20 protein-coding genes are annotated in these 19,971 nt (G+C 44.0%); 13 read left to right on the forward strand and 7 right to left on the reverse strand.

From position 1 onward, the window contains the following. Window positions 1-14: 14 nt before the first annotated feature. The 3 genes from LZT21_RS10515 to LZT21_RS10525 form a co-directional block, all read right to left on the reverse strand. Window positions 15-1,223 carry a DUF3443 family protein gene (locus tag LZT21_RS10515; protein WP_233935551.1) on the reverse strand — a complete coding sequence of 403 codons (1,209 nt, stop codon included), beginning with the start codon at window positions 1,221-1,223 and terminating at the stop codon, window positions 15-17. Between the two features lie 30 nt (window positions 1,224-1,253). After that, window positions 1,254-1,703 carry a DUF2844 domain-containing protein gene (locus tag LZT21_RS10520; protein WP_233990734.1) on the reverse strand — a complete coding sequence of 150 codons (450 nt, stop codon included), beginning with the start codon at window positions 1,701-1,703 and terminating at the stop codon, window positions 1,254-1,256. Window positions 1,704-1,785: 82 nt separating this feature from the next. Beyond that, window positions 1,786-3,855, reverse strand: coding sequence for a glycoside hydrolase family 5 protein (locus tag LZT21_RS10525; RefSeq protein WP_233925259.1), 2,070 nt, complete (start codon window positions 3,853-3,855; stop codon window positions 1,786-1,788). 196 nt (window positions 3,856-4,051) lie between these two features. On the opposite strand from LZT21_RS10525, the gene LZT21_RS10530 reads away from it, so the two are divergent. Then, window positions 4,052-4,699 carry a TetR/AcrR family transcriptional regulator gene (locus tag LZT21_RS10530; protein ID WP_233990736.1) on the forward strand — a complete coding sequence of 216 codons (648 nt, stop codon included), beginning with the start codon at window positions 4,052-4,054 and terminating at the stop codon, window positions 4,697-4,699. On the opposite strand, the gene LZT21_RS10535 is transcribed toward LZT21_RS10530, so the two are convergent. Together LZT21_RS10535 and LZT21_RS10540 are read right to left on the reverse strand one after the other, a co-directional pair. Beyond that, complete coding sequence (locus LZT21_RS10535; protein ID WP_233925257.1) at window positions 4,696-5,166, reverse strand: hypothetical protein; 471 nt, start codon at window positions 5,164-5,166, stop codon at window positions 4,696-4,698. The genes LZT21_RS10530 and LZT21_RS10535 overlap by 4 nt on opposite strands. 51 nt (window positions 5,167-5,217) lie before the next feature. Next, window positions 5,218-5,985, reverse strand: coding sequence for a hypothetical protein (locus LZT21_RS10540; RefSeq protein WP_233925256.1), 768 nt, complete (start codon window positions 5,983-5,985; stop codon window positions 5,218-5,220). An 83-nt stretch (window positions 5,986-6,068) separates the two neighbouring features. Between LZT21_RS10540 and gspG the strand changes: the two genes are divergently transcribed. Genes gspG through LZT21_RS10600 form a run of 12 tightly spaced genes read left to right on the forward strand, consistent with a single transcriptional unit; the run spans window position 6,069 to window position 17,831 of the window. Then, on the forward strand, window positions 6,069-6,524 hold the full coding sequence (gspG, locus tag LZT21_RS10545; protein WP_255696520.1) for a type II secretion system major pseudopilin GspG: 456 nt from the start codon (window positions 6,069-6,071) through the stop codon (window positions 6,522-6,524). Beyond that, window positions 6,466-7,002: a prepilin-type N-terminal cleavage/methylation domain-containing protein gene (locus tag LZT21_RS10550; RefSeq protein ID WP_233925255.1), complete on the forward strand. Its 537-nt coding sequence runs from the start codon at window positions 6,466-6,468 to the stop codon at window positions 7,000-7,002. The genes gspG and LZT21_RS10550 overlap by 59 nt, the downstream gene beginning before the upstream one ends. Next, a complete protein-coding gene (gspI, locus tag LZT21_RS10555; protein WP_233925254.1) occupies window positions 6,999-7,412 on the forward strand; it encodes a type II secretion system minor pseudopilin GspI in 414 nt (137 codons plus the stop codon). The genes LZT21_RS10550 and gspI overlap by 4 nt, the downstream gene beginning before the upstream one ends. Further along, window positions 7,409-8,131 (forward strand): prepilin-type N-terminal cleavage/methylation domain-containing protein, encoded by a 723-nt coding sequence (locus tag LZT21_RS10560; protein WP_233925253.1) that lies wholly within the window; start codon window positions 7,409-7,411, stop codon window positions 8,129-8,131. The genes gspI and LZT21_RS10560 overlap by 4 nt, the downstream gene beginning before the upstream one ends. A 1-nt stretch (window position 8,132) precedes the next feature. Beyond that, on the forward strand, window positions 8,133-9,107 hold the full coding sequence (gspK, locus tag LZT21_RS10565) for a type II secretion system minor pseudopilin GspK (RefSeq protein WP_233925252.1): 975 nt from the start codon (window positions 8,133-8,135) through the stop codon (window positions 9,105-9,107). Beyond that, a complete protein-coding gene (gene gspL, locus LZT21_RS10570; RefSeq protein WP_233935563.1) occupies window positions 9,104-10,459 on the forward strand; it encodes a type II secretion system protein GspL in 1,356 nt (451 codons plus the stop codon). Before gspK ends, gspL begins: the two co-directional genes overlap by 4 nt. Then, on the forward strand, window positions 10,456-11,109 hold the full coding sequence (locus LZT21_RS10575) for a hypothetical protein (protein WP_233935566.1): 654 nt from the start codon (window positions 10,456-10,458) through the stop codon (window positions 11,107-11,109). Before gspL ends, LZT21_RS10575 begins: the two co-directional genes overlap by 4 nt. Further along, complete coding sequence (gene gspN / locus LZT21_RS10580) at window positions 11,106-11,894, forward strand: type II secretion system protein N (protein WP_233935575.1); 789 nt, start codon at window positions 11,106-11,108, stop codon at window positions 11,892-11,894. Before LZT21_RS10575 ends, gspN begins: the two co-directional genes overlap by 4 nt. 29 nt (window positions 11,895-11,923) lie before the next feature. Continuing rightward, on the forward strand, window positions 11,924-14,239 hold the full coding sequence (gene gspD, locus LZT21_RS10585) for a type II secretion system secretin GspD (RefSeq protein ID WP_233990738.1): 2,316 nt from the start codon (window positions 11,924-11,926) through the stop codon (window positions 14,237-14,239). Next, window positions 14,239-15,675 (forward strand): GspE/PulE family protein, encoded by a 1,437-nt coding sequence (locus LZT21_RS10590; RefSeq protein ID WP_233935596.1) that lies wholly within the window; start codon window positions 14,239-14,241, stop codon window positions 15,673-15,675. The genes gspD and LZT21_RS10590 overlap by 1 nt, the downstream gene beginning before the upstream one ends. 23 nt (window positions 15,676-15,698) lie before the next feature. After that, complete coding sequence (gene gspF, locus LZT21_RS10595; protein ID WP_233925241.1) at window positions 15,699-16,919, forward strand: type II secretion system inner membrane protein GspF; 1,221 nt, start codon at window positions 15,699-15,701, stop codon at window positions 16,917-16,919. Window positions 16,920-16,937: 18 nt separating this feature from the next. Continuing rightward, window positions 16,938-17,831 (forward strand): M23 family metallopeptidase, encoded by an 894-nt coding sequence (locus tag LZT21_RS10600; protein WP_233990739.1) that lies wholly within the window; start codon window positions 16,938-16,940, stop codon window positions 17,829-17,831. Between the two features lie 6 nt (window positions 17,832-17,837). Here the strand turns inward: LZT21_RS10600 and LZT21_RS10605 are convergent, their stop codons facing one another. Then, window positions 17,838-18,125 carry a hypothetical protein gene (locus tag LZT21_RS10605; RefSeq protein ID WP_233990741.1) on the reverse strand — a complete coding sequence of 96 codons (288 nt, stop codon included), beginning with the start codon at window positions 18,123-18,125 and terminating at the stop codon, window positions 17,838-17,840. 77 nt (window positions 18,126-18,202) lie between these two features. Continuing rightward, window positions 18,203-19,852 carry a thiamine pyrophosphate-binding protein gene (locus LZT21_RS10610; protein WP_233990743.1) on the reverse strand — a complete coding sequence of 550 codons (1,650 nt, stop codon included), beginning with the start codon at window positions 19,850-19,852 and terminating at the stop codon, window positions 18,203-18,205. Window positions 19,853-19,971 lie beyond the last annotated feature (119 nt).

Consider the following 19,971-nt stretch of genomic DNA (forward strand, 5'->3'; position numbering starts at 1 on the left):
GGCTAAAAGAATAGTTAATTTGTATATGCGTAATAAGGCCCTATACCAGCGTTGCTCGTACGCCCAGTAATGCCAATATAGACGCTGCGGCCAAAGAAAAAAGGCAGGCCCCAGTCAAATAAATTATTACCAATTTGACCGGTAATATTGTTGTAAGCATAGTTGCCACTAGCGACTAAAGTTTTCGCATTAGCAGCAGAAAAACTGACATTACCCTGAATATTATTTTTTAAGGTGAGGGCGGCCAAATACGATTGAGTGGTGGCAGGGCAGTAAAAACCTGCTAACGAATACGAGGAGCAATTCACCAAAACAGAACTTAAGTTGCCAGATGGAAAATAAAGACCATTTGAGCCACTATCGATAAAACTACTAGTAAACGTAGTGTTATTAAAAATAGTAGTAAATAGGCCGCTACTATTAGTGGGGATGACATAAGACCCACTCGAGGAATTATTGGCTTGGGTATCGATTCCAAAAGTGAGTGATCCGGTAATGAGGCTTGCGCCATTGGCACTAACTGTAGGAAGTTTAATAATGATTCCATTATTGTCGACCGGAAAGGCAGAAACCGGATTCTGAACTTGTAAATTAGGGCTGAGACTTAGGCTGATTCGACAATTATTTAAAGTGGTTGGCACACAATTAAAGTAGCTTTGGGTATCGCTAATGAATAAACCAACCCCTAAAATACCATTAGTTTTAAGGGTGTTTGAAATTTGGGTGGCTTGTGAACCGCCACACGAACTTGGAATGGTGCTGTAACTAGGGTCTGCCAAAATTTGAATCGGAATTGAGCTAGCTACCTCTGCACTCATTTTGACATCGGCCAGCTTTACGGGCCCCCACGCATCACCACTGATGAAAGAGGCACACTCCAGAATAGGGGCATTATTGACAACTACTTGGGTGAGCTGTAAAGAGGTGATGGTAGAAGCCAAAACTCGTAAGCCGGTTGAGCCAGTATCGAGCAGAATGTTATCAACGGTCTTGCAAATACTTGTACCAGGCTGGCAGATAGTCACACTAACATAAGGCGTATTAATATTTTTTGCTTGCCCAGCACCAACATTAACGCTAATTGAATTAGCCGCTAAGTTAATACTGGGCAGAGAATCTTGATTACTACTAGAGGATGAGCTACTAGTACTACTGCCACCACAGGCAACTAAAACGACTGCAAATACCATTATTGCCATGCCACGCATGAATTGCCATCTCAATAGGAAAGCCATAGCCATTAAATGCATGGCCTATTGAATATTTGCAGATGTCATACCCGCTGGAAATTGCTTAGGTAAATAGGCACGCCCTACATACCCTCCCATCACGCCGCCCGATTCAATCACGATGTTGTCATCTTGAAAAAAAATCGCTCGCGGGTTATTTTGCAATGCAGTGAGGTAGTTTGAATAATAAGACCCTAATACTACTTGAAAATTAGGTAGGTTGGGGCCTTTCCAGGTCACTGCAAAAACATTGCCATTGTTAGTTAAATATTCTTTAATGACTAAGCCGGGGTTAATATTTTGCGAATAAATAGTGTAGCCAGTTTGCGGTGAAGAGGTCAGAGTTGACCCAAAAGTTTTTTGTTCTAGATTAATGCTAGCAAGATTACCGCCTAATTCTGCTTGGGATACCATCGGTAAAACTAAAAGAAAAATACTAAAAATAGTAACTAAAGCAGTTCGTATGATTTTCATAGGATTACTTCAAAATGAGATAAAAACTAATCTTAGCCTAAGGATGAGATCTTAGGCTAAGATTTTATGCTGAATTTACAACTTATTTCAAATATGGTAATAGATTGGTTAGTTTGGGGTCATCTACGCCATTACTCGGCTCAATAGTAAATTTATAGCCTCCCCACCATGGGCCTGCAGCCCACCAAGTCCAGCCAGCCCAGACATCCGCGTTAGCTTCCATATAAGCGAGCATATTAGCAATGCCTTGATTACAGGTAGCATTATTGCCGCCAGCAAATTCCCCTAAAAAGCCTTTCTTGCCGTTGGCGCGTAGCCAATTGGTAAAAGTAACTAAGCGCTCAGCCCCAATGGTGGAGCTAACACAAATATCTGAATTTCCCGAGCTATTGGAATCTAGATATTGATGGGCTTCAAACATCAAGTTATTGGCAGAGTCTTTGATCGATAGCATGGCAACGGCATTTGCGGTGCCATACCAATTTTGCGCCCAACTGTGGGCACCAGTCCAGCCATTGCCAGGAACCAGAATCACATTATTAGCCCCAACATTACGAATTGCGACAATTGCAGCATTGGCGGCTGCCACCCAAGTTTCAGTGGACATCTCGCTAGGCTCATTCATGAGACCAAATAAGACAGCTGGATTATTTTTATACACTGTTGCTAAACGACCCCAAAAATCAGCAAAGTTAGCATTTGTAATCGAGCTGGCGCCAATAATATTGTTTTTATAGCGCGCATAGTTATGCGGATCTAAAACAACTGTATGGCCTGCTGCAATTGCTTGGTTAACAAAAGTCTGCATCCGATTTAGTTCAGTTGGGTCAAGGGCTGCATTTAAAGTGGGCTGTAAACGCTCCCACCGGAATGGCAAGCGAATGACATTCATGCCTTTACTTTTAAAGTAAGTCGCTTCAGCATTGGTTGGATAGGTGTAATCCACACCATAGGTGCCAGGTAAATTACTTTCACCAAAATCAGCGCCAGCTAAATTAACACCGCGGTATTTAATTGCGCCGGTAGAGCCCGTTGAGTTGGTGGTGCAGGAAACAGTAACGGTAGTAATATTAGCAGTTACCTTACCTGCACCGTTTGAAACGGTACACGTTTGCCCGCTAGGTTGTGTGCCAACTGTCACTGCATAGTTAGCGTTATTGGCTACTAGCGTACTAAACTTAAATGCGCCATTTGAGCTAAGACTCAGTGAATTAGCACCATTATTATTCAGCGCCACTGTTAAGCCTGTATTCAAGCCGCTTAGCGTACCACCAACACTATAAGAACCGATAACTACGGGTGTACTAGCAACCGTGAAGAGGGCAGCTTCATTCACCGTATTATTGTCAGTAACGTTAATTGCGGGAGCACTAAAGCTGACATTAGCAGGTAAAGCGCTACTAGCAACAGTAAGGGTATAAGAGCCCGTAGCTAGTCGAGTGAAATTATTGTTCGTAATAACCGTGCCGGCATTATTATTATCGATGGTCGCAACCGTCGATGCATAACTATTAGGCCCGCTCAGCATCACCGGAATATTGCAGGTTGTACCACTAACACAAACCGCCTTTAACGCAGTGGCATCAATACTAAAAGCAATTGAACCACCGGTTGGCGTCACCGGAGTACTACCACCATTAACCGTATAGCTGATTGCGCCTGGCGTCGTACCATTGGGGTTATAGCCATAAAATACGGTGGCTGAAGTATTGGGTTGAATCGACCCAGTCGTATTTAAGGTTAAGGTGACCGTATCTTTACTACCGGCCACACTATTGGTAATAAACGTCCCTGTAGATTGGGCCCAATAGATTGGCGGCGGAAAATATAAGCCATTAATCGAGTCCAGCTGAAACTTAGAGCCTACCAAAGCAGTGCCACTGCTAGCAATTTTAATTTGCAAACCACTAGCACTTTGTACGGTAGCGCAAGTATTGGTGACATTAAATGAGCCGCTGGTCCACCATTGACCCAGATTAGTGCTTGGAGCTGTAATGCTGAAACAACTATTAGTTGCTGCCGCAGAAACTGCTGAAACTGAGGTAGGCGTTGCTGAATTACCTGTTGATGCCGAACCCATGTCGCCTCCGCCACAAGCAACCAAGAATAGCGAGGCTGCTAAAGACATCAAAAGACCGATCGTTTTTTTCATGATTTTATCCTTAGAAAATTGATGCTAGCCTCGAATTTACCTACAATTTTGTGCGTTTCAACGCTTTTCTAGTTCACTTTCCATTTTTTTTTGATGGCCTGAGACCCAATATATATATGGCTCTCATCCTTTCTTTGCACTAATCTGCAGCATGTTCATCTTCAAATATGCGTAATTTTGGTTATGATGGCTCAATATGAAAGAAATTCAGGAATTTGAGTATAAAAAATCACTGCAGTTACGTGCTGAAAAAACCTTTATCGACATTACTCAAGCCGCTGATGACTTGATGCAAAAAGACAGTGATGGGATGCCTACTGCAAGAGAATTGGCCTCTAAGTCGGGTTACTCTATTGGCACCTTTTACCGTTATTTTGGCGCACTCAACTCACTATTTGCATTTATTTTTATTGATCGCCATTTGCGTAAGGTCGCCCTTCATGCGGAAGAAATCATCCAGCAATTTACCCCGCATGATGAGATTGGTCCAGTTATAGGCACTATTGTTGATCTACTTTTTGCGCGCCTGAACAAAAAAAAACATACGGGTAAAAAATATAAGCTCTTGATGAGACTTTTATTAAAAGTATCTAAAAAACCTGAAGAATTAAATAAAGTGATGGATTCTGTCATTCCCGCGCTTCTGCAGTTGGCGCAAGATAATGTAACCAATACGTTCAGAATAATGAATGAAAATGAATGCCGCTTAGCCCTTAGGGCATTTCAGGCTGTTATTCGGAGTCCATTTTTAGAGAATGATCCGATTGCAGGTTCAGCAGAGCATAAAAAATATGTCTGTGAATTTGCAATTGGTTTATTTGGTAAGGCCAAAGGACAGGCTTAGCTAAACACTTTAAATTTCAGTTGCAGAGAAATTCCACCATGCACTCGATCACCGATAGTAGGAATAATAAAAACATTAGCCCCAACCCAATCCCCTTCCCAAGTGAGCGCGGGAATTGCAGCTGGAAACCATCCGCCATTATTCGTTGATGAATAACCACTAAAGCCACCAATAACAGCGCCAACTTTAATTGGCCCAATCGCTAGGGGTTGGTAGTAGATGCCAGCGTAATTAGAATAAGCATTATTACTATTATAAAAACGGCCGGCTGTGATTGAAGATACCGTAGAGAAGCGATACTCAGCCCCTGCGCCCCAGTTCGCGCCATTGAGGTTTTGATCAGTTTGAAAGTGGTAAGTGACCATACCTGGGTTAAGCCACAATTCGTTTTTTGCACTTGGCTCAAGTAGTCCAATAAAAGTATCGGCTTGCGCATAGACTGAGTTACAGGCTAATAGGCCTAACATGCTTAATATAAAAGATATAGCGAAGCGTAAACAGATCATTAAGCGGGCTAGCTATTTTGGTAATTCTGTTTTTGGTGAGACATTAGGAATTGCACGAGCCTTGGGTACTGCTGCTGTACCACTATTAGATCCGTTACTAGAATTATTCGCTTGCTTATCTTTATTTGATTTATTCAGACTAAAGTTGAGCCGCTTGCCTTGATAGAGCAAAGTTGCAGTTTCTGTGGTGATAGTTTGCAACATCAGTCCTTTGCCTAAACTTTCACCAACTGCAATAGCGCCAGTCGGTTTGCCATCAATTTCAAAGAGGGCAAAGCCTTGCAGTAAACCATCTTTATTTTTATCAGTGACAACAACACCGCGTAAGATGATATTGTCGGTTGCGATAGGTTTGCTACCAAACAGTGCATAACTCTCAGCACTACCTTGATTACTATAAAGTACAGCCCCTTTAGCATTTTTGCTTAGAGCCTCTGGTGGGCTGGGAATTTGTGATAAATGCATCAGCCAATAAGTCACTGAAGCAATAGTAATTAACATGCCCAGATAAGTAAGGCTATGAATAACTGGGCTTGGTTTAAGATAATTTTTAGCAAACAGCTTTAACTGTAAAATAATGCTAGATTTATTTAAATCAGAATTAAAACCATTTTTAGTCAGAGATTGTTTGCTTGCGGTCAGTAGTTGCTGGGCGAAGTGATTAAAAGACGCCCAACGCTCTGCCCAAGACAAGGGTAAGCGCCCTGTGCCAGAGCTATCAGTAGCGCTAGCAGAGCGCTTTTTTAGACGCTCTTGAAGACGATGCAGAAATTCGCTCAAATTAGAATTAATCCTTATAATATTCATTCAGTTTAATTGATTGAGAGCCCCTTTTGAAATACCTACTTAAACTACCTACAGCACTGGTCAGCCCCAATCTAAACAAGGCGCGTATTGATTGCAAAAAGCGCGAGGCCGGCTTTACTTTAATTGAAATTATGGTTGTTATAGCCATTATTGGTATTTTGGCTACTTTAATAGTGCCCCGCATTATGGGGCGTCCTGATGAGGCGCGCGTGACCGCTGCTAAACATGATATTGGCACCTTATCCCAAGCACTAAAACTATATCGCTTAGATATTGGCCGCTATCCCACTACCGAGCAAGGCCTCAAGGCACTCGTTACTCGCCCTAGTGCTGAGCCAGTGCCACAAAATTGGAAAACGGGTGGCTATTTAGATTTATTACCAAATGATCCTTGGGGCCATCCTTATCAGTACAGTAACCCTGGGACTAAAGGTGAAGTTGATATCTTGAGTTATGGGGCAGACAACAAGCCGGGCGGAACCGGAACCGATGCGGATATTGGGAATTGGTAAAAAAAGTAGGGGCTTAATTAAGTGTTCTTCTGCTGAAAGTGGATTTACTTTAATCGAGCTGTTGCTAGCCCTCACAATTGTGGCGGTGATGTTAGGAATTGCAGTGCTGACAATTCCGAATCATGATGAACGTTATTGGCGCGATAACCTCGATCAATTAGTGGCCTCACTGAATGCAGCTCAGGATGAAAGCCTGATGAGTGGGTCTTCCATGTTGGCGCAAATTGATGAAACCGGTTGGCGTTTTAGCCGACCACTAAATGTAAATCCAATGGCTGAAGCGAATACTCCTGCCACATTTATTCCGGATGCCTATAAGGCGAAGGTTTGGGCTAAACCAGTGATCGTCAGTCCAATCCAACTAACTTTAGGCGCTGAGTCTGTGACCACAGCCATGCGTATTCCAATTCAACAAGATAGGCGTTTTGCGACCTTAGTGCGCGCCAGTAACGGGCGTTTTAGTTGGGAGTCGCCATGAACCAGCAAAGTTCACCTAAGCAAAATGGATTTATATTAGTTGAGGTATTGGTAGGCTTAATTATTTTAAGCGTCGCCTTAATTGCAGCCTTACGAGCAGTGGCATACAGTGCCGATACGCAGCTGGCAATTTCACAACGGACCATGGCCCTATGGAGTGCTGATGATGCACTAAACGAAATTCGTATGAAAAAAATTTGGCCTGATTTGGGCACCAGCTCATTTAGTTGCCCACAAGTATCAATAATCTTGGTTTGTCAGCGCAAAGTATTGGCCACCCCCAATCCAGCCTTTCGACGAGTTGAAATTACGGTTTACCTAGCCAGCCAGGCAAGTGCTACCGAGTCTAATGGCCCACGCTTAGCTTGGTTAGTTACGGTGGTGGCCAACCCAACTGGCGGTGTCTTGTGAAACTGCGCGTTAATGATGCAGGTTTTACGCTAGTAGAAGTATTGGTAGCGCTAATCATTATGGCCGTCGTTGGCTTAATGGCATGGCGCGGCATGGATGCCATGATTCGCGGACGCGAGACGATTGATCGTCGATCTACTCAAGATGCTGGCTATGTGCAATTGGTTCGGCAGTTTGAGCGAGATTGCCAAGAAATGTTAAGCAATTCAGAATTGGGTGTTAAGCCATATGCCGCAGGTACAAAAAATGTTTGGTGGGTACGCCGCTATCGACTCGATAATATTGATGCCTGGATGATCGTGGGTTTTGGCATGACTCCAGCGGGTTTGCAACGTTGGACTAGTAGGCCTCTGAAAGGCAGAGCAGATGCGTTGACGGTATGGCAAGCTATTTTGAGTGATCCCGATCTACTTTCAACCGAAATGAAAGTAAGTCTTGAGATACCAGAAGTAGTTAGTCAGCAAGCCCAAGTCTTAACTAGTAACCCAAGTGCCACCCAAGCGGGACAAGGAAATCAAGCAGCACCAACTACTCCAACGACACCAACTACACCTGGTGGGTCGGGTACGCCAACCAGTGCTAATCCACCAGGCACCCAAACTACATCAACTGACCCAGCAGAAAAAAACGAATTATTAAATGGTATTGCTATGCGCTGGGGCCTTAAAACTATGCCCTTTCCTATTACTAGATCTTGTTTAGCGGGAACTAGTTTATAAGATGAAAAATGTAAAGCCGACAAATGATGTACTTGCTCGATCTGGCGTCAGCGCGCAAACCGGCTCGGCGACAATTACTGCGCTCATTGTGGTTGGCGTTTCAGTGGTGTTGATGGCTAGCTTAATGTGGCGCCAGCAATTGCAGGTGCGTACTTTAGAAAATTTACGCGATCGCACGCAAGTACTTTGGTTGCAGCACGGCATTCTTGATTTTGCTAGGTTGGTTCTAGCTCAAGATGGCCGCACCAGTCAATATGATCACTTGGGAGAATCTTGGGCCTTACCGTTAGCTGATAGTAAAGTTGCTGATTTTTTGAAAAATGCTGATATTCCAGACGAATTACAAAGCGTCACTGTACAGGGTAGGCTAACTGATGCACAAGGATTATTTAATTTAACTAATTTATGGAACAATCAATTTCAAGGCATTAATGCAGGCGGAGTATCCGCCTATGGTCGCCTATTAGCTGCCTTAGGACTAGATGCGAATTTAGCACAGCAAACTGCCCAAGCCGTGCTCCAAACTCAAATCCCTCTGGTTGATTTAGATGGGTTAGCCAGCATCCCTGGTTATACCCCCGCCTTAATTGAGAAATTACGTCCTCATGTAGCAGTCCTGCCTATTAATACTGCTATTAATGTCAATACAGCAAGTGCTGAGGTGCTAATGGCTGCATTTGCAGGCTTATCTCGCAGTGCAGCAAATAATTTAGTGCAATACCGAACGGCGGCACCTATGAAGGCGCTTGATGAAATCACCACCTTATTGACTAAAGCTGGTGCGGGTGCAGGGGTGGCAGTTGACGGCTCTTTGGTCAATGTAAAGTCACAGTTTTGGCTGGCGCAATCCGAAATTCACCTAGGAAGCGGTATATTTGTGAACTCGGCATTAATACAGCGTTCCCCAGTGCCATTACCAAGCGGTATTTTTACCCAAGTAATTTGGAATAAATCAGTCAGGATGTTGCCAGAATGAGTTTATTAGTAATTCATTGCCCCCTCAAACCTTTTGCTGGTTCATCCAGTAAAAGTGAGGAGAGCGCGCGCGCCGACCAATTTGCCTGGTGTCTTTGCGAAAATCCTGCTGAAGACCCGACCGCGGGACGGCAGGGTATTGGTAGTGCAGAATCAATGCCTTACGCAGATGAGGTTTTAGTATTAATTCCAACTTTAGATGTACGGCTGATTGAAACTAAAGTTCCTCTAGTGAAGGCAAAAAAATTACAACAGGTTTTACCGAGCCTAGTTGAGGAATATTTATTGGCTGGTGCTGATAGTGTTTTAGTGCATGCATTACCGCCATTTCTCGGACAAATGGGTTCGCAAAGAACCTTAGCAATTATTGATCGGGTTTGGTTTTATTGGCTTAATCAACAACTGAGTGCTTTGCTCGCACCGCGGATACGTTTTATTCCCGACTGTTTACTTTTATCTTACGCTAAGGCAGAAGAGCCATTAACTGCAGATCAATATCCTGAAATTGCTATTCCTAGCCTTGCTTTTAAAACTGCTGAAAATGAAATTATTTATACTTGGCGTAAGAGTGAGCAATTAGGCCTAGCATGGGTTGAGCAGAATCCCAGCGAGCAATTACCTAGTATGGTGGAGAACTGCAAACCAGTTGAGTGGTCATGGAATTGGCTGATGATAAGTGCCGTAGCATTTAGTCGGCGCACAGATATAGCAGCCGCTAGCCTTAATTTATTATTGGCAGCGCCAAACGCGAAAAAAACTCCGTTGAAATTAAATGCGCGTTGGCAATCGGCGCAAGCTAAAGGCATCAACGGACTAGCTAATGTATATCAATCCTGGGTTGATAAAAATTTATGGGTAGCACCTTCACGCTGGGCAATTTATGCAATTTCCAGTATTTTTATTGGCTTTAGTTTGCATGCAGCTTGGCTTGCAGTTGATGATTGGCGCTGGGTCAGAAATCTTGAAATAACTGCAGCCCAATTTATTTCACCAACTTCTATTGCGTTACTAGCGCAAAATAAAACAAATGATTCAGTGACAGGCGCCTTTATTAAACAGTTGACGCAAGAAGAGCGAAGAAAAGGGCAAACTACAGATGCTGATTTTGTACCGATGGCTGCAAAAGTACAGCAATTAAAAGCCGCCTTAGGCAAAGAGACATTACAAAAAATTACTTATGATGGCTACCGCATAGATTTTGAATTCAAACCAAGCGCGATTCCTCTTAGTGCAAGCGAGATCATTAAAAAAGCAGAATTACTAGGGATGATGGTGATCGACTTAGGCAACAATCGTTATCGCTTAGAGCCTTATGCGGGATTGGGAAGTAATACTAAGGAGGCCAGCTTATGACCCCTTTTTCATTAAAAGAGCTAGTAAAAAAATGTCGCGCTGCTTTAAATCAAGTGATGGGCTCAAGCCAAATGACGCTCAACGCACTACAACAAAAAAAACCCTCACAAGCTAGTGCTGCATGGGGGTTTGCTAGCGCCTTGAACTTTGCTCACGCTAAGCGTAAGTTATTACTAAACTTAGCTGTTCTTGGCGCGCTGTGGGCTTTAATGCAATTTTGGGCGACTCCTTATGTGCACCGCTTAGAGGGGCAAATTTCATTGCGCCCTATGCAGTGGGCTCAATTAGAGAATTTAATCAAATTGTCTAAAAGCAAGCCTATGCAACTTAATACCGTAGTCTTAGTGGATGAGGCAGAGCTACAAAAAATTCGTAATATCTTAGTCGCACGAGGCTTAAAGCCTAGTGTTCTTAGACTCGGCGTGGAAAACCCTCCCCGCATTGAATTGCAAGCAAGTGATGTGATGTTTGCTGTGGTCGTTGATGTCTTAGAAGAATTACGTATGACTTGGCGCTTGTATCCAGAGCGCATTGAGTTGGTGGCCACTCCAGCTACGGCAGTAGTTAACTTAAGCGCTAGTCTGGTACAAACGAGTGCCTCTAGTTATTCCAGCAATGTCTCGTTGCTTGCAGGCGCTTTATCAAAATGAAAATACTGCTAGATTCTACACGTGGACATTTACCAAAGTTACTTTGGGTTGCCTTATTATTGACTGTATTAGTCGTCATTGTTAGGCAACTTCCCGCTAGCTGGTTTACTAGCTTTATTAGTAGCCAAACAGCATGTCGGGTTACATTGCATCAACCAATTGGCACAATCTGGCAAGGCAGTGCAGCGCTTGGCTTTTCGGAGTCGAATGTAGCAGGGGGAGGCTGCCGCGAGGCCAGCGCTTTAACCGAACGTTTTCATTGGACTGCGCAGTGTAATGCAGTTAATGGAGAGTGTGGCTTGTCGATAAGTTTTTCAGCGCTCGATCAACCGCTGCAAATACTGTTGAAATTAGGGCAAGTAGCGGTTGCCAGTGGCGAAATTAGCCTGCCAGCCACTATATTGGAAGGGGTTGGCAACCCCTGGAGTACGCTGCGACCCCGTGGGCAGTTATCTGCCCGCTGGACTGAGCTTAAAATAGGCAAAGAAACTGCGGGAACAATACGCCTTATGATGAGCAGCCTAAGCAGTCCAATTAGCCCAGTAAAACCCTTGGGTAGCTATGAAATACAGGTTAATTTGGCACAAGCTGGTACAGTGTTTAACCTCAGCACTACGGTGGGGCCTTTGTTGTTGAGTGGCAAAGGTAATATGGGTACTGGCACTAGCGCAGGCTTACATTTTTTAGGCGCAGCTACCGCCTCAGCTGAGGCTGAAGAATCGTTGATTGGGTTATTGTCTTTATTAGGCAAAAAAGACGGTGAAATTTACCGCATGCAATATTGAATAGCAATGAACTGCGGAATAGAAGACGTATGCGGCTAAGTAAATTGACTCAGCAAATTGGGTCACTGAAACAAACTAAGCTAGCTCCACAGGGAGCGAGTGACGGATTAGGCTATTCATTTTTTTCGCGTAGTAGCTTACGTAAAGCTTGTTTACAATTTTTACTTTGCTGCTTAATGGGTGATTTTGTTTTGGCCCCAGCTATGGTAATGGCACAAACCACCCCCAACGTTGCTAGTAATAGTGAGGTTGGCACTGTCACCCTATCTTTCATGAATGCGGACATTGACTCAGTTGCAAGTGTAGTTGCCAAAGCAACTGGACAGACCATCTTGGTTGACCCACAAGTGAAGGGCACGATTAATCTCATTAGTAATAAACCAGTGAGTAAAGCCAAGGCCTTAGATTCTTTTTCTACCGCCCTGCGAACAGCGGGTTTTGCTTTAGTGGAAGTTAACGGCGTATATCGGGTTGTTACCCAAGCAGATGCAAAATTAGTCAGTACATCGGTTTCAACAGGGAAAACCAAGCAAGAGGGCGATCAAATTATTACACGAGTTTTTAGATTGAGCTATGAATCAGCCAATAATTTATTACCAGTTTTACGGCCTTTGGTTTCACCGAACAATACGATTAACGCTTATCCAGGCAATAACACGATTGTGGTAACCGATTATGCGAGCAATATTCAGCGAATTGCAACTTTAATTGATGCAATTGATGCACCAACTACAACTGATGTGCAGACGATTAAATTACAACATGCTTTTGCAAGTGATATAGCAGCAATCTTAAGTAAGGTGTTGGATACAGGCGCAGCGGGTACCGCAGACCCTGCATTAAAAACCATTATTTTGGCTGAGCCACGGAGTAATTCGATTTTAGTACGTAGCTCGAGTGCAGAGCGTGTAAGACAAGTTCGTATTTTAGTGGCCCGTCTTGATATTCCAGGTAATAAAAACGGCAATATTTGGGTAGTGCCACTAAAGAATGCTGAGGCTAGTAAATTAGCAATAACCTTACGCGCTATAGTAGCAGCTGATGCAGCTTTATCTGCGCAGGTTGCTGGCGGTAATGCTGCTGCTAATCCCGCAGCAGCAAATCCACAGCAAAATCCGGCTGCCAATCCTGCGGCAACGGGTTCTGGCACGAGCTTGGGCACTTCTGCATTAGTTAGCTCTAGTACTCCCAATGTAGGCGGTTTTATTCAAGCTGAGCCAGCAACCAACTCACTCATTATTACGGCTAACGAACCACTCTATCGTAATTTACGCCAAGTCATTGAAGAATTAGATCGTCGGCGCACTCAGGTCTACATTGAGGCGCTTATTGTTGAGGTGAGTTCTGAAACTGCTGCAGAGTTGGGTATTCAATGGAATTTTTTATTGGGCTCGGGTAATCAAAACATGGGTTTTGGTGGCACTAACTTTAATGTTCCCAATCAAGGCCCTGGCGCAAATATTATAGGTCTGGGGCGAGATACGAGCATAATTGCAAATCCAGGCACGCCTGCTACTGGCGTACCAATACCACCAGCGCCTGGCTTAAATTTAGGCATGATAAGTAGGTTTAATGGTGTTTATGCCATGTCGGCTTTAATTAGAGCACTAGAAACTGCTACTGGCACCAATGTTCTTTCAACCCCAAATTTAATCACACTTGACAATGAAGAAGCGCGCATTATTGTTGGTCAAAATATCCCAATCTTAACCGGTTCCTATGCGCAAACGGGGACCACCTCAACGGTCACGCCGTTTCAAACAATTGTGCGGCAAGATGTGGGAATAACTTTACGGGTAAGGCCACAAATTTCAGCTAACGGCATTGTTAGAATGCAAATTTTTCAAGAAGTTTCATCTGAAGCGGGATTTAACCCTTCAGGAGTAGTTATAAATAAACGCAATATTGAATCGAATGTATTGGTTGATGACGGCCAAATGATCGTTTTGGGCGGTTTGATCACAGATGCATACGGGGACCAGACAAGCGGCATTCCATTTTTAAGTAGCATTCCCATTATTGGCAATTTATTTCGCTATGACAATAAAAAAAGAGTCAAAAGTAATTTATTAGTCTTTATTCGCCCCTATGTTTTGCGGGATAAAGATGAAAATGAGCAAATGACTAAAAATCGTTTAGACCTAATGCAAACCAAAGAAGATCAGTTTAAGCAATTACCGATGTTATTGCCTACAGAAAAGAACATGCCAAACGTTAAAGATGCCGAAGTGCCGCTGGTTCCGCCCAAGTTACCTGCTGACACCATCAAAACCAGCCCTGCGATAAAACCCTCAAGTCCACCTTCTATTGCTCCAATAGACCCCGCATTACCGGCGAATAAATAATGCTACGTATTCCTTTTGTTTACGCGCGGGATAATCAGGTGCTGTTAATGAAAGCGCCTGTAACTGAAGGCCAGCAATTTTTAGATGGTGGACAAGAAGATGATCTGATTGTCATTCATAGCCCCACTACCGATTTAACAGTACTCCAAGAAATTTGTCGTCTAGTTGGCCCTGTAAAGCGAGTAGAAAAATCCAGCGATGAGGTGATGCAAGCAGTGAATGCAGCTTATTCACAAGGCGATTTAGACGCCTCGCAAGTGGTTGATGAGGTTGAAGACACGATTGATTTATCCCGTTTATTGCAAGAGATACCCATTTCAGAAGATCTCTTGGAAATGAATGATGACGCTCCAGTAATTCGGATGATTAATAGTTTATTAAAACAAGCTAGCCGTAATGGCGCTTCTGATATTCACCTAGAAGCATTTGAGCGTAAATCGGTAGTACGTTTTCGGGTCGATGGAAATTTGCGCGATGTGGTTGATATGCGCCGCGATTTACATGCTGCTTTAGTATCGCGGATCAAAATTATGGCGTCGCTTGATATTGCTGAAAAACGCATGCCGCAAGATGGTCGCATTTCTTTGCGGGTAGGCGGTAAAGCCATTGACATTCGGGTTTCTACCCTGCCTACGTCCCATGGTGAGCGGGTGGTAATGCGTTTATTAGAGAAAAATTACGATCGCCTTGATCTCAAAGCACTGGGAATGGCTGACGATACCTTTACTAATTTTGATCAATTGATTCATCGCCCACACGGCATTGTATTGGTTACTGGACCAACGGGTAGCGGTAAGACCACCACGATTTATGGCGCCTTATTGCGCTTGCGCAATAAAACCAATAACATTATGACGGTTGAGGATCCAATTGAATATAACTTGGATGGGATTGGTCAAACACAAGTGAACGCGCGGATTGATATGAATTTTGCACGAGCCTTGAGGGCGATTTTGCGGCAAGATCCAGATATTGTGATGATTGGCGAAATTCGCGATTTAGAAACCGCACAAATTGCGGTTCAAGCCTCTCTTACCGGACACTTGGTGTTGGCAACTTTACATACCAACGATGCGCCATCGGCGGTAACGCGTTTAATTGATATGGGAATTGAACCGTTTTTACTTTCTTCAACGCTTTTAGGGGTATTAGGACAGCGCTTAATTCGCCTTACTTGTAAAGCCTGTGGCGGTAAGGGATGCCCAGCCTGCGGCGAATCTGGCTATAGCGGCAGAGCAGGCATTTATGAATTAATGGCCACTAATGAAACGATTCGTGAATTAATTCATAACCGTGCTGCTGAAAGTGAAATCCGTAAGCAGGCGACTGCAAATGGGATGCGCAATTTGGCAGAAGATTGCCAGCGGTGGATTGATTCAGGTCAATCGACGGTAGAAGAAATGATGCGCGTCACTGGTGCTGTTGAAATTGATTAATTCTGCCTTCGAGCAACTAAGCTATGCCACGCTACCGATTTGAAGCTTTAACCTATGGCGGTAAGAGTGAGCGGGGTAGTGTTGATGGCGAGAATGAGCGTGCTATTCGGCAGCAGTTAATGGCGAAGCAGCTCGTACCCGTGCGCATTGAGCTTGAGAACCAATGGACTAAGCAACAATTTTGGCAGCGTTTATTCTCTGAAGATAGGCCACTAAGCCGTAATGAATTAGCGGTACTTACCAAGCAATTTGCTTTGCTAGTGCGTTCTGGTGTACAAATTGATGAAGCGCTCACTGTTTTATCGGATGAAAGCTCAAAACCCCACATCAAAAATGTTTTACAGTCAGTAGTTGCTGAATTACGCGCCGGCTTATCTTTATCGCGCGCAGTCGCTACGCAACCACAAACCTTTGACCCTTTATATCAAGGAGTGGTTGGTGCTGCAGAACAATCGGGCCGCATGGGTCAAGTCTTAACCCAATTGGCTGAATTTTTAGAAAAGCGGCAAGCGTTAAAACAAAAAGCCTTAGGCGCTTTAGCATATCCAGCGATGTTGACTGCGGTTTCATTTATGGTCATTCTATTTTTAATGACCTATGTGGTACCACAAATTGCCCGCGTTTTTCAAAGTACTAAACAAACTTTACCTTTTACAACGCGTTTTATTTTGGGCTTATCTAATTTTTTAGTTGATTGGGGTTGGTTGTTGGCTTTAGTTATTGCTCTAGGTATTTATTTTGGTCGCCGGGCTTTAAAGCAAATCGAAATACGGCTGCGCTTTGATCGCTTCATCCTTAATTTACCTTTTTTGGGTCCCTTGTTATTGGGTTTTGAAACTGCCCGTTTTGCCAATACCATGGCGATGCTGGTTGCCGCCAATGTGCCGATCTTAACTGCCTTACATAGCGCGCGTAGTACCTTGGGCAATGAAGTTTTGAAGGAGGCCATTGACTCCACTGAAGCGCGCTTACGAGAAGGCTCTAGCTTGTCTCGATCATTAGGAAGTCAAGGGGTTTTCTCTCCTATTTTGATCCATTTAATTCGTTCTGGAGAGGCTTCTGGTCAGCTTGCTGAGATGCTTAAATATGGCGCTGAAAATGCAGAACTAGAGGCTGAACAAAAAACAAAAATTTTTACTAGTTTATTAGAGCCTGTATTAATATTATTTATGGGGCTGATGGTTTTAGGTATTGTGATGGCAGTAATGCAACCAATTTTAGAAATGAATTCTGGAATTCATTGATTTTTTAGTGAGGTAAACATGCAAATTTTAATTATTACTAGTCCAACCAGTCGCGTCAAAGAATTTCATATATCGAAAATGCATCTTTTGCTTGGCGCAATGGCAGTATTCCTGGCTTTGGTGGCAGTGAACTGGCTAGTAGCTGCTAGCGTTAATTTAACTCGAGATACTCTATTTACTCTAGGTCAAGCAGAGCTACAGGAGAAAAAAATTGTCACTTTAGCCGAGGCTGATTATGAATATAAGCTGCACGAGTTACAAGCGCGTTTAGCGCAAGCCCAGCAAAGTTTGGGACAATTAGATTCCCTCAGAAACCAATTATTACAATTAAATAGTTCACCCAAAGTTATTCAAAAAGAGCTACTGCCAGAGACGCCCCTTGCACTAGGTGGCCCACTAAAACTATCAAGCGAGATTTTTTCACCCGATGAGACTTATGGCGTTCGCCTTGATCGGACCTTGCAAGACTCCATTAGTTTGCAAACCCAAGTTTTGACTTTACAGCGGGCTTTTGCTGAAACCCAAGTTTCAATGAGTGGGGTCCCTGCAGGATCACCATTACCCTTTGAGGTTGCGCCATCGAGTGGCCTCGGTTATCGCATTGACCCCTTTACGCGACAAATTGCTTGGCATGATGGCACCGACTTTCCGGCTGCTTATGGTACGCCTATTTTGGCAACCGCCGACGGTATTGTGATTAAAGCAGGTTGGAGTGGTGAGTACGGTAATTTAGTTGATGTGCAGCATCGCAATGGCACCGTAACGCGCTATGCCCACGCTCAAGAGCTGATGGTACAAGTAGGGCAAAAAGTGAAAAAATCCCAACCCTTAGCTAAGGTTGGTTCTACGGGGCGCTCGACTGGCCCACATTTGCATTATGAAATTTTGCGCGATGGCGCGCCTGCTAGTTAGCAAGACTTAGTTTTGGGCGTCGCAATCGATGGCACCAGCATTAAATGCGGGCCGCCATTCTTGGTTTTGTAGGCCCCCCATACAGCCATAGGTATTGAGCGCACGCGTGCCGCCTTGCCCACACGCGAAACAAGTACCATTCGCACCAACGTTAGGGTTAATGCAACCCTCATAATTAAATGTCTGCGTGCAATTGGGTGCAGTAGCTTGCGCAAAAATAAACCCGTTAGGGCACTGACAGCTGCCAGGTGTCCAAGCTGTACCAATTTGGGCAAGCGCAGAAAATGCTGACATGAGGCAAAGCAGTAAAAATAATTTTCGGTACAGAATTATGATGTTCATCGTAAATATTAACCTATTTATGTCATTGCTTATCTCTGCATCTTAGGCGCCGCTAAACTCGGAATCAGCAGATTAATACAGGCGGGCAAGTTACTCGCGAGCGCTCTTTTTGTAGCGGGCAGTAAGGCGCCTAGTTCCGTAACCAATTCTCCATGACCACCAAATCCTTCGCAGACTTTGTCATATCGAGTTGGGAGCAGATCGCAGCCAATGAGCCGTTCTTGACCATAGTCGCGCAATTGAATTTGATGTTCGGCATTCCAGCAAGCATCATTACCGATGACCAAAAGAAAGGGCAATTTATAACGAACTGCAGTATCTATTTCTGCGCAATGAAAGCCAAAACTACCATCTCCCATCACTGTCACGATAGGCACATTCGGTTTGACAAGGCTAGCTGCACTTGCAAAGGGTGGGCCAGAACCAATTGAGCCAGCCACACCATTAATAATTCGGTTTGGCGCTTGCAGACAAGCTTGAGCCCATTGTCCAATCTCGCCACCATCGCTAATGAGGACTGAATCTGGGTGACTATCGAGAATTGTTTGTAATACGGCAAATGCTTGCGCTGGATGAACCCGGCCAGGCTCAACAGTCGCCGATTCCCAATCATTAGGGCGATAGTTAATTGCGGTCTGAACTTCTTGCAACCAGACTTGATGAGAACTACTTTTAAAGTTTATAGTACGCGCTGAATTTATTAGCAAAGTAATACTGGAGTGCACATCACCAAGTGCAGAGAGTTGCAAGCTTTTGCCTAAGCTAACACTTGCGCGTTGAATTTCAGCAGGCTCTGGATCAAGTTGTAAAAATTGACAATCTTTAGCAAAGCTTGGAAATTGCCCAAACTTTAAAGTGAAATCCAATTTTTTCCCAAGGAGTAACACACAATCACTTTTTGCCAGCACTTCCGGAAAGGCGCCCAAACACGGATCATTGATGCCGCGAGGGCTTTCCATGCCCACCACGGGAATTCCTAATGCTTGCTCTAGCGCATTCAGTTGTTTTCTACGAGCCTGAGATTGCATTTGCGGCCCAGTCAAGATGATGGGGCGTTGGGCAACTTGTAGCGCTTGCAAGATAGTTTCAATAGCCTCGCTTGCCGCCGATGTTTCTTTAGCGGTAAACGTCTGCTCTGTAGGCAAATTTTTTACACTGGGGTAGGGGCCTTCTAATAAGTCAGAAGGTAGGCTTAAATGCACAGTCCCTGGCCGTCCTGATTTGGCAAGATTGATTGCTTTGGCTAGGTCAAAAGGAATTGCTTCAATCGAGTTCGAAGTTAAGGCTGCTTTGACAAGCGGCGTAGCAAGATCAGCTTGCGCCATTTCTTGAAAAGCACCAGTTCCTAATTGCGCCAGGGGCGCATGACCCGAAATTAAGACTACCGGCGACTCAGCCATTTGTGCGGTGTAAAGCGCTGCTATTGCATTCGCGTGGCCTGGGCCACCAGTAACGAGTGCGATACCAACTTCACCTGTCAGTCTGGCGTAAGCATCTGCCATGTGCACTGCGGCAGCTTCATGACGGGTGTGGATTAATTTGATATCGCTATCGAGAATCGCATCAAATATTGGCATGATGTGATTGCCCGAAAGCGTAAAAATTGTTTTCACTTTAGCTAATTTTAAGGCTGCGACTAAAGCATTGGCACCCAGCATTGGTGAGGAATTATTTGGCATAAAAACAGTACTTTCTGGTGAATTACTAGCTATCGATTGATCAATTAAGGGATAACACTAAGGGCTTAAAAGGTATAAAGAGTTTAATCTTAATTGAGGTAAAAATCATTTGAGGGTTG

Source organism: Polynucleobacter sp. IMCC 30228 (genome assembly GCF_021395205.1).
GTDB lineage: Bacteria > Pseudomonadota > Gammaproteobacteria > Burkholderiales > Burkholderiaceae > Polynucleobacter.

Coding starts and splice junctions, on each gene's coding strand:
- LZT21_RS10590 (WP_233935596.1), top strand. CDS start 14,239: ATGCTACGTATTCCTTTTGTTTACGCGCGGGATAATCAGGTGCTGTTA.
- gspF (WP_233925241.1), top strand. CDS start 15,699: ATGCCACGCTACCGATTTGAAGCTTTAACCTATGGCGGTAAGAGTGAG.
- LZT21_RS10520 (WP_233990734.1), bottom strand. CDS start 1,703: ATGAAAATCATACGAACTGCTTTAGTTACTATTTTTAGTATTTTTCTT.
- LZT21_RS10600 (WP_233990739.1), top strand. CDS start 16,938: ATGCAAATTTTAATTATTACTAGTCCAACCAGTCGCGTCAAAGAATTT.
- LZT21_RS10525 (WP_233925259.1), bottom strand. CDS start 3,855: ATGAAAAAAACGATCGGTCTTTTGATGTCTTTAGCAGCCTCGCTATTC.
- gspI (WP_233925254.1), top strand. CDS start 6,999: ATGAACCAGCAAAGTTCACCTAAGCAAAATGGATTTATATTAGTTGAG.
- gspD (WP_233990738.1), top strand. CDS start 11,924: ATGCGGCTAAGTAAATTGACTCAGCAAATTGGGTCACTGAAACAAACT.
- LZT21_RS10530 (WP_233990736.1), top strand. CDS start 4,052: ATGAAAGAAATTCAGGAATTTGAGTATAAAAAATCACTGCAGTTACGT.
- gspK (WP_233925252.1), top strand. CDS start 8,133: ATGAAAAATGTAAAGCCGACAAATGATGTACTTGCTCGATCTGGCGTC.
- LZT21_RS10610 (WP_233990743.1), bottom strand. CDS start 19,852: ATGCCAAATAATTCCTCACCAATGCTGGGTGCCAATGCTTTAGTCGCA.
- LZT21_RS10550 (WP_233925255.1), top strand. CDS start 6,466: ATGGGGCAGACAACAAGCCGGGCGGAACCGGAACCGATGCGGATATTG.
- LZT21_RS10575 (WP_233935566.1), top strand. CDS start 10,456: ATGACCCCTTTTTCATTAAAAGAGCTAGTAAAAAAATGTCGCGCTGCT.
- gspL (WP_233935563.1), top strand. CDS start 9,104: ATGAGTTTATTAGTAATTCATTGCCCCCTCAAACCTTTTGCTGGTTCA.
- LZT21_RS10535 (WP_233925257.1), bottom strand. CDS start 5,166: ATGTTAGGCCTATTAGCCTGTAACTCAGTCTATGCGCAAGCCGATACT.
- gspN (WP_233935575.1), top strand. CDS start 11,106: ATGAAAATACTGCTAGATTCTACACGTGGACATTTACCAAAGTTACTT.
- LZT21_RS10605 (WP_233990741.1), bottom strand. CDS start 18,125: ATGTCAGCATTTTCTGCGCTTGCCCAAATTGGTACAGCTTGGACACCT.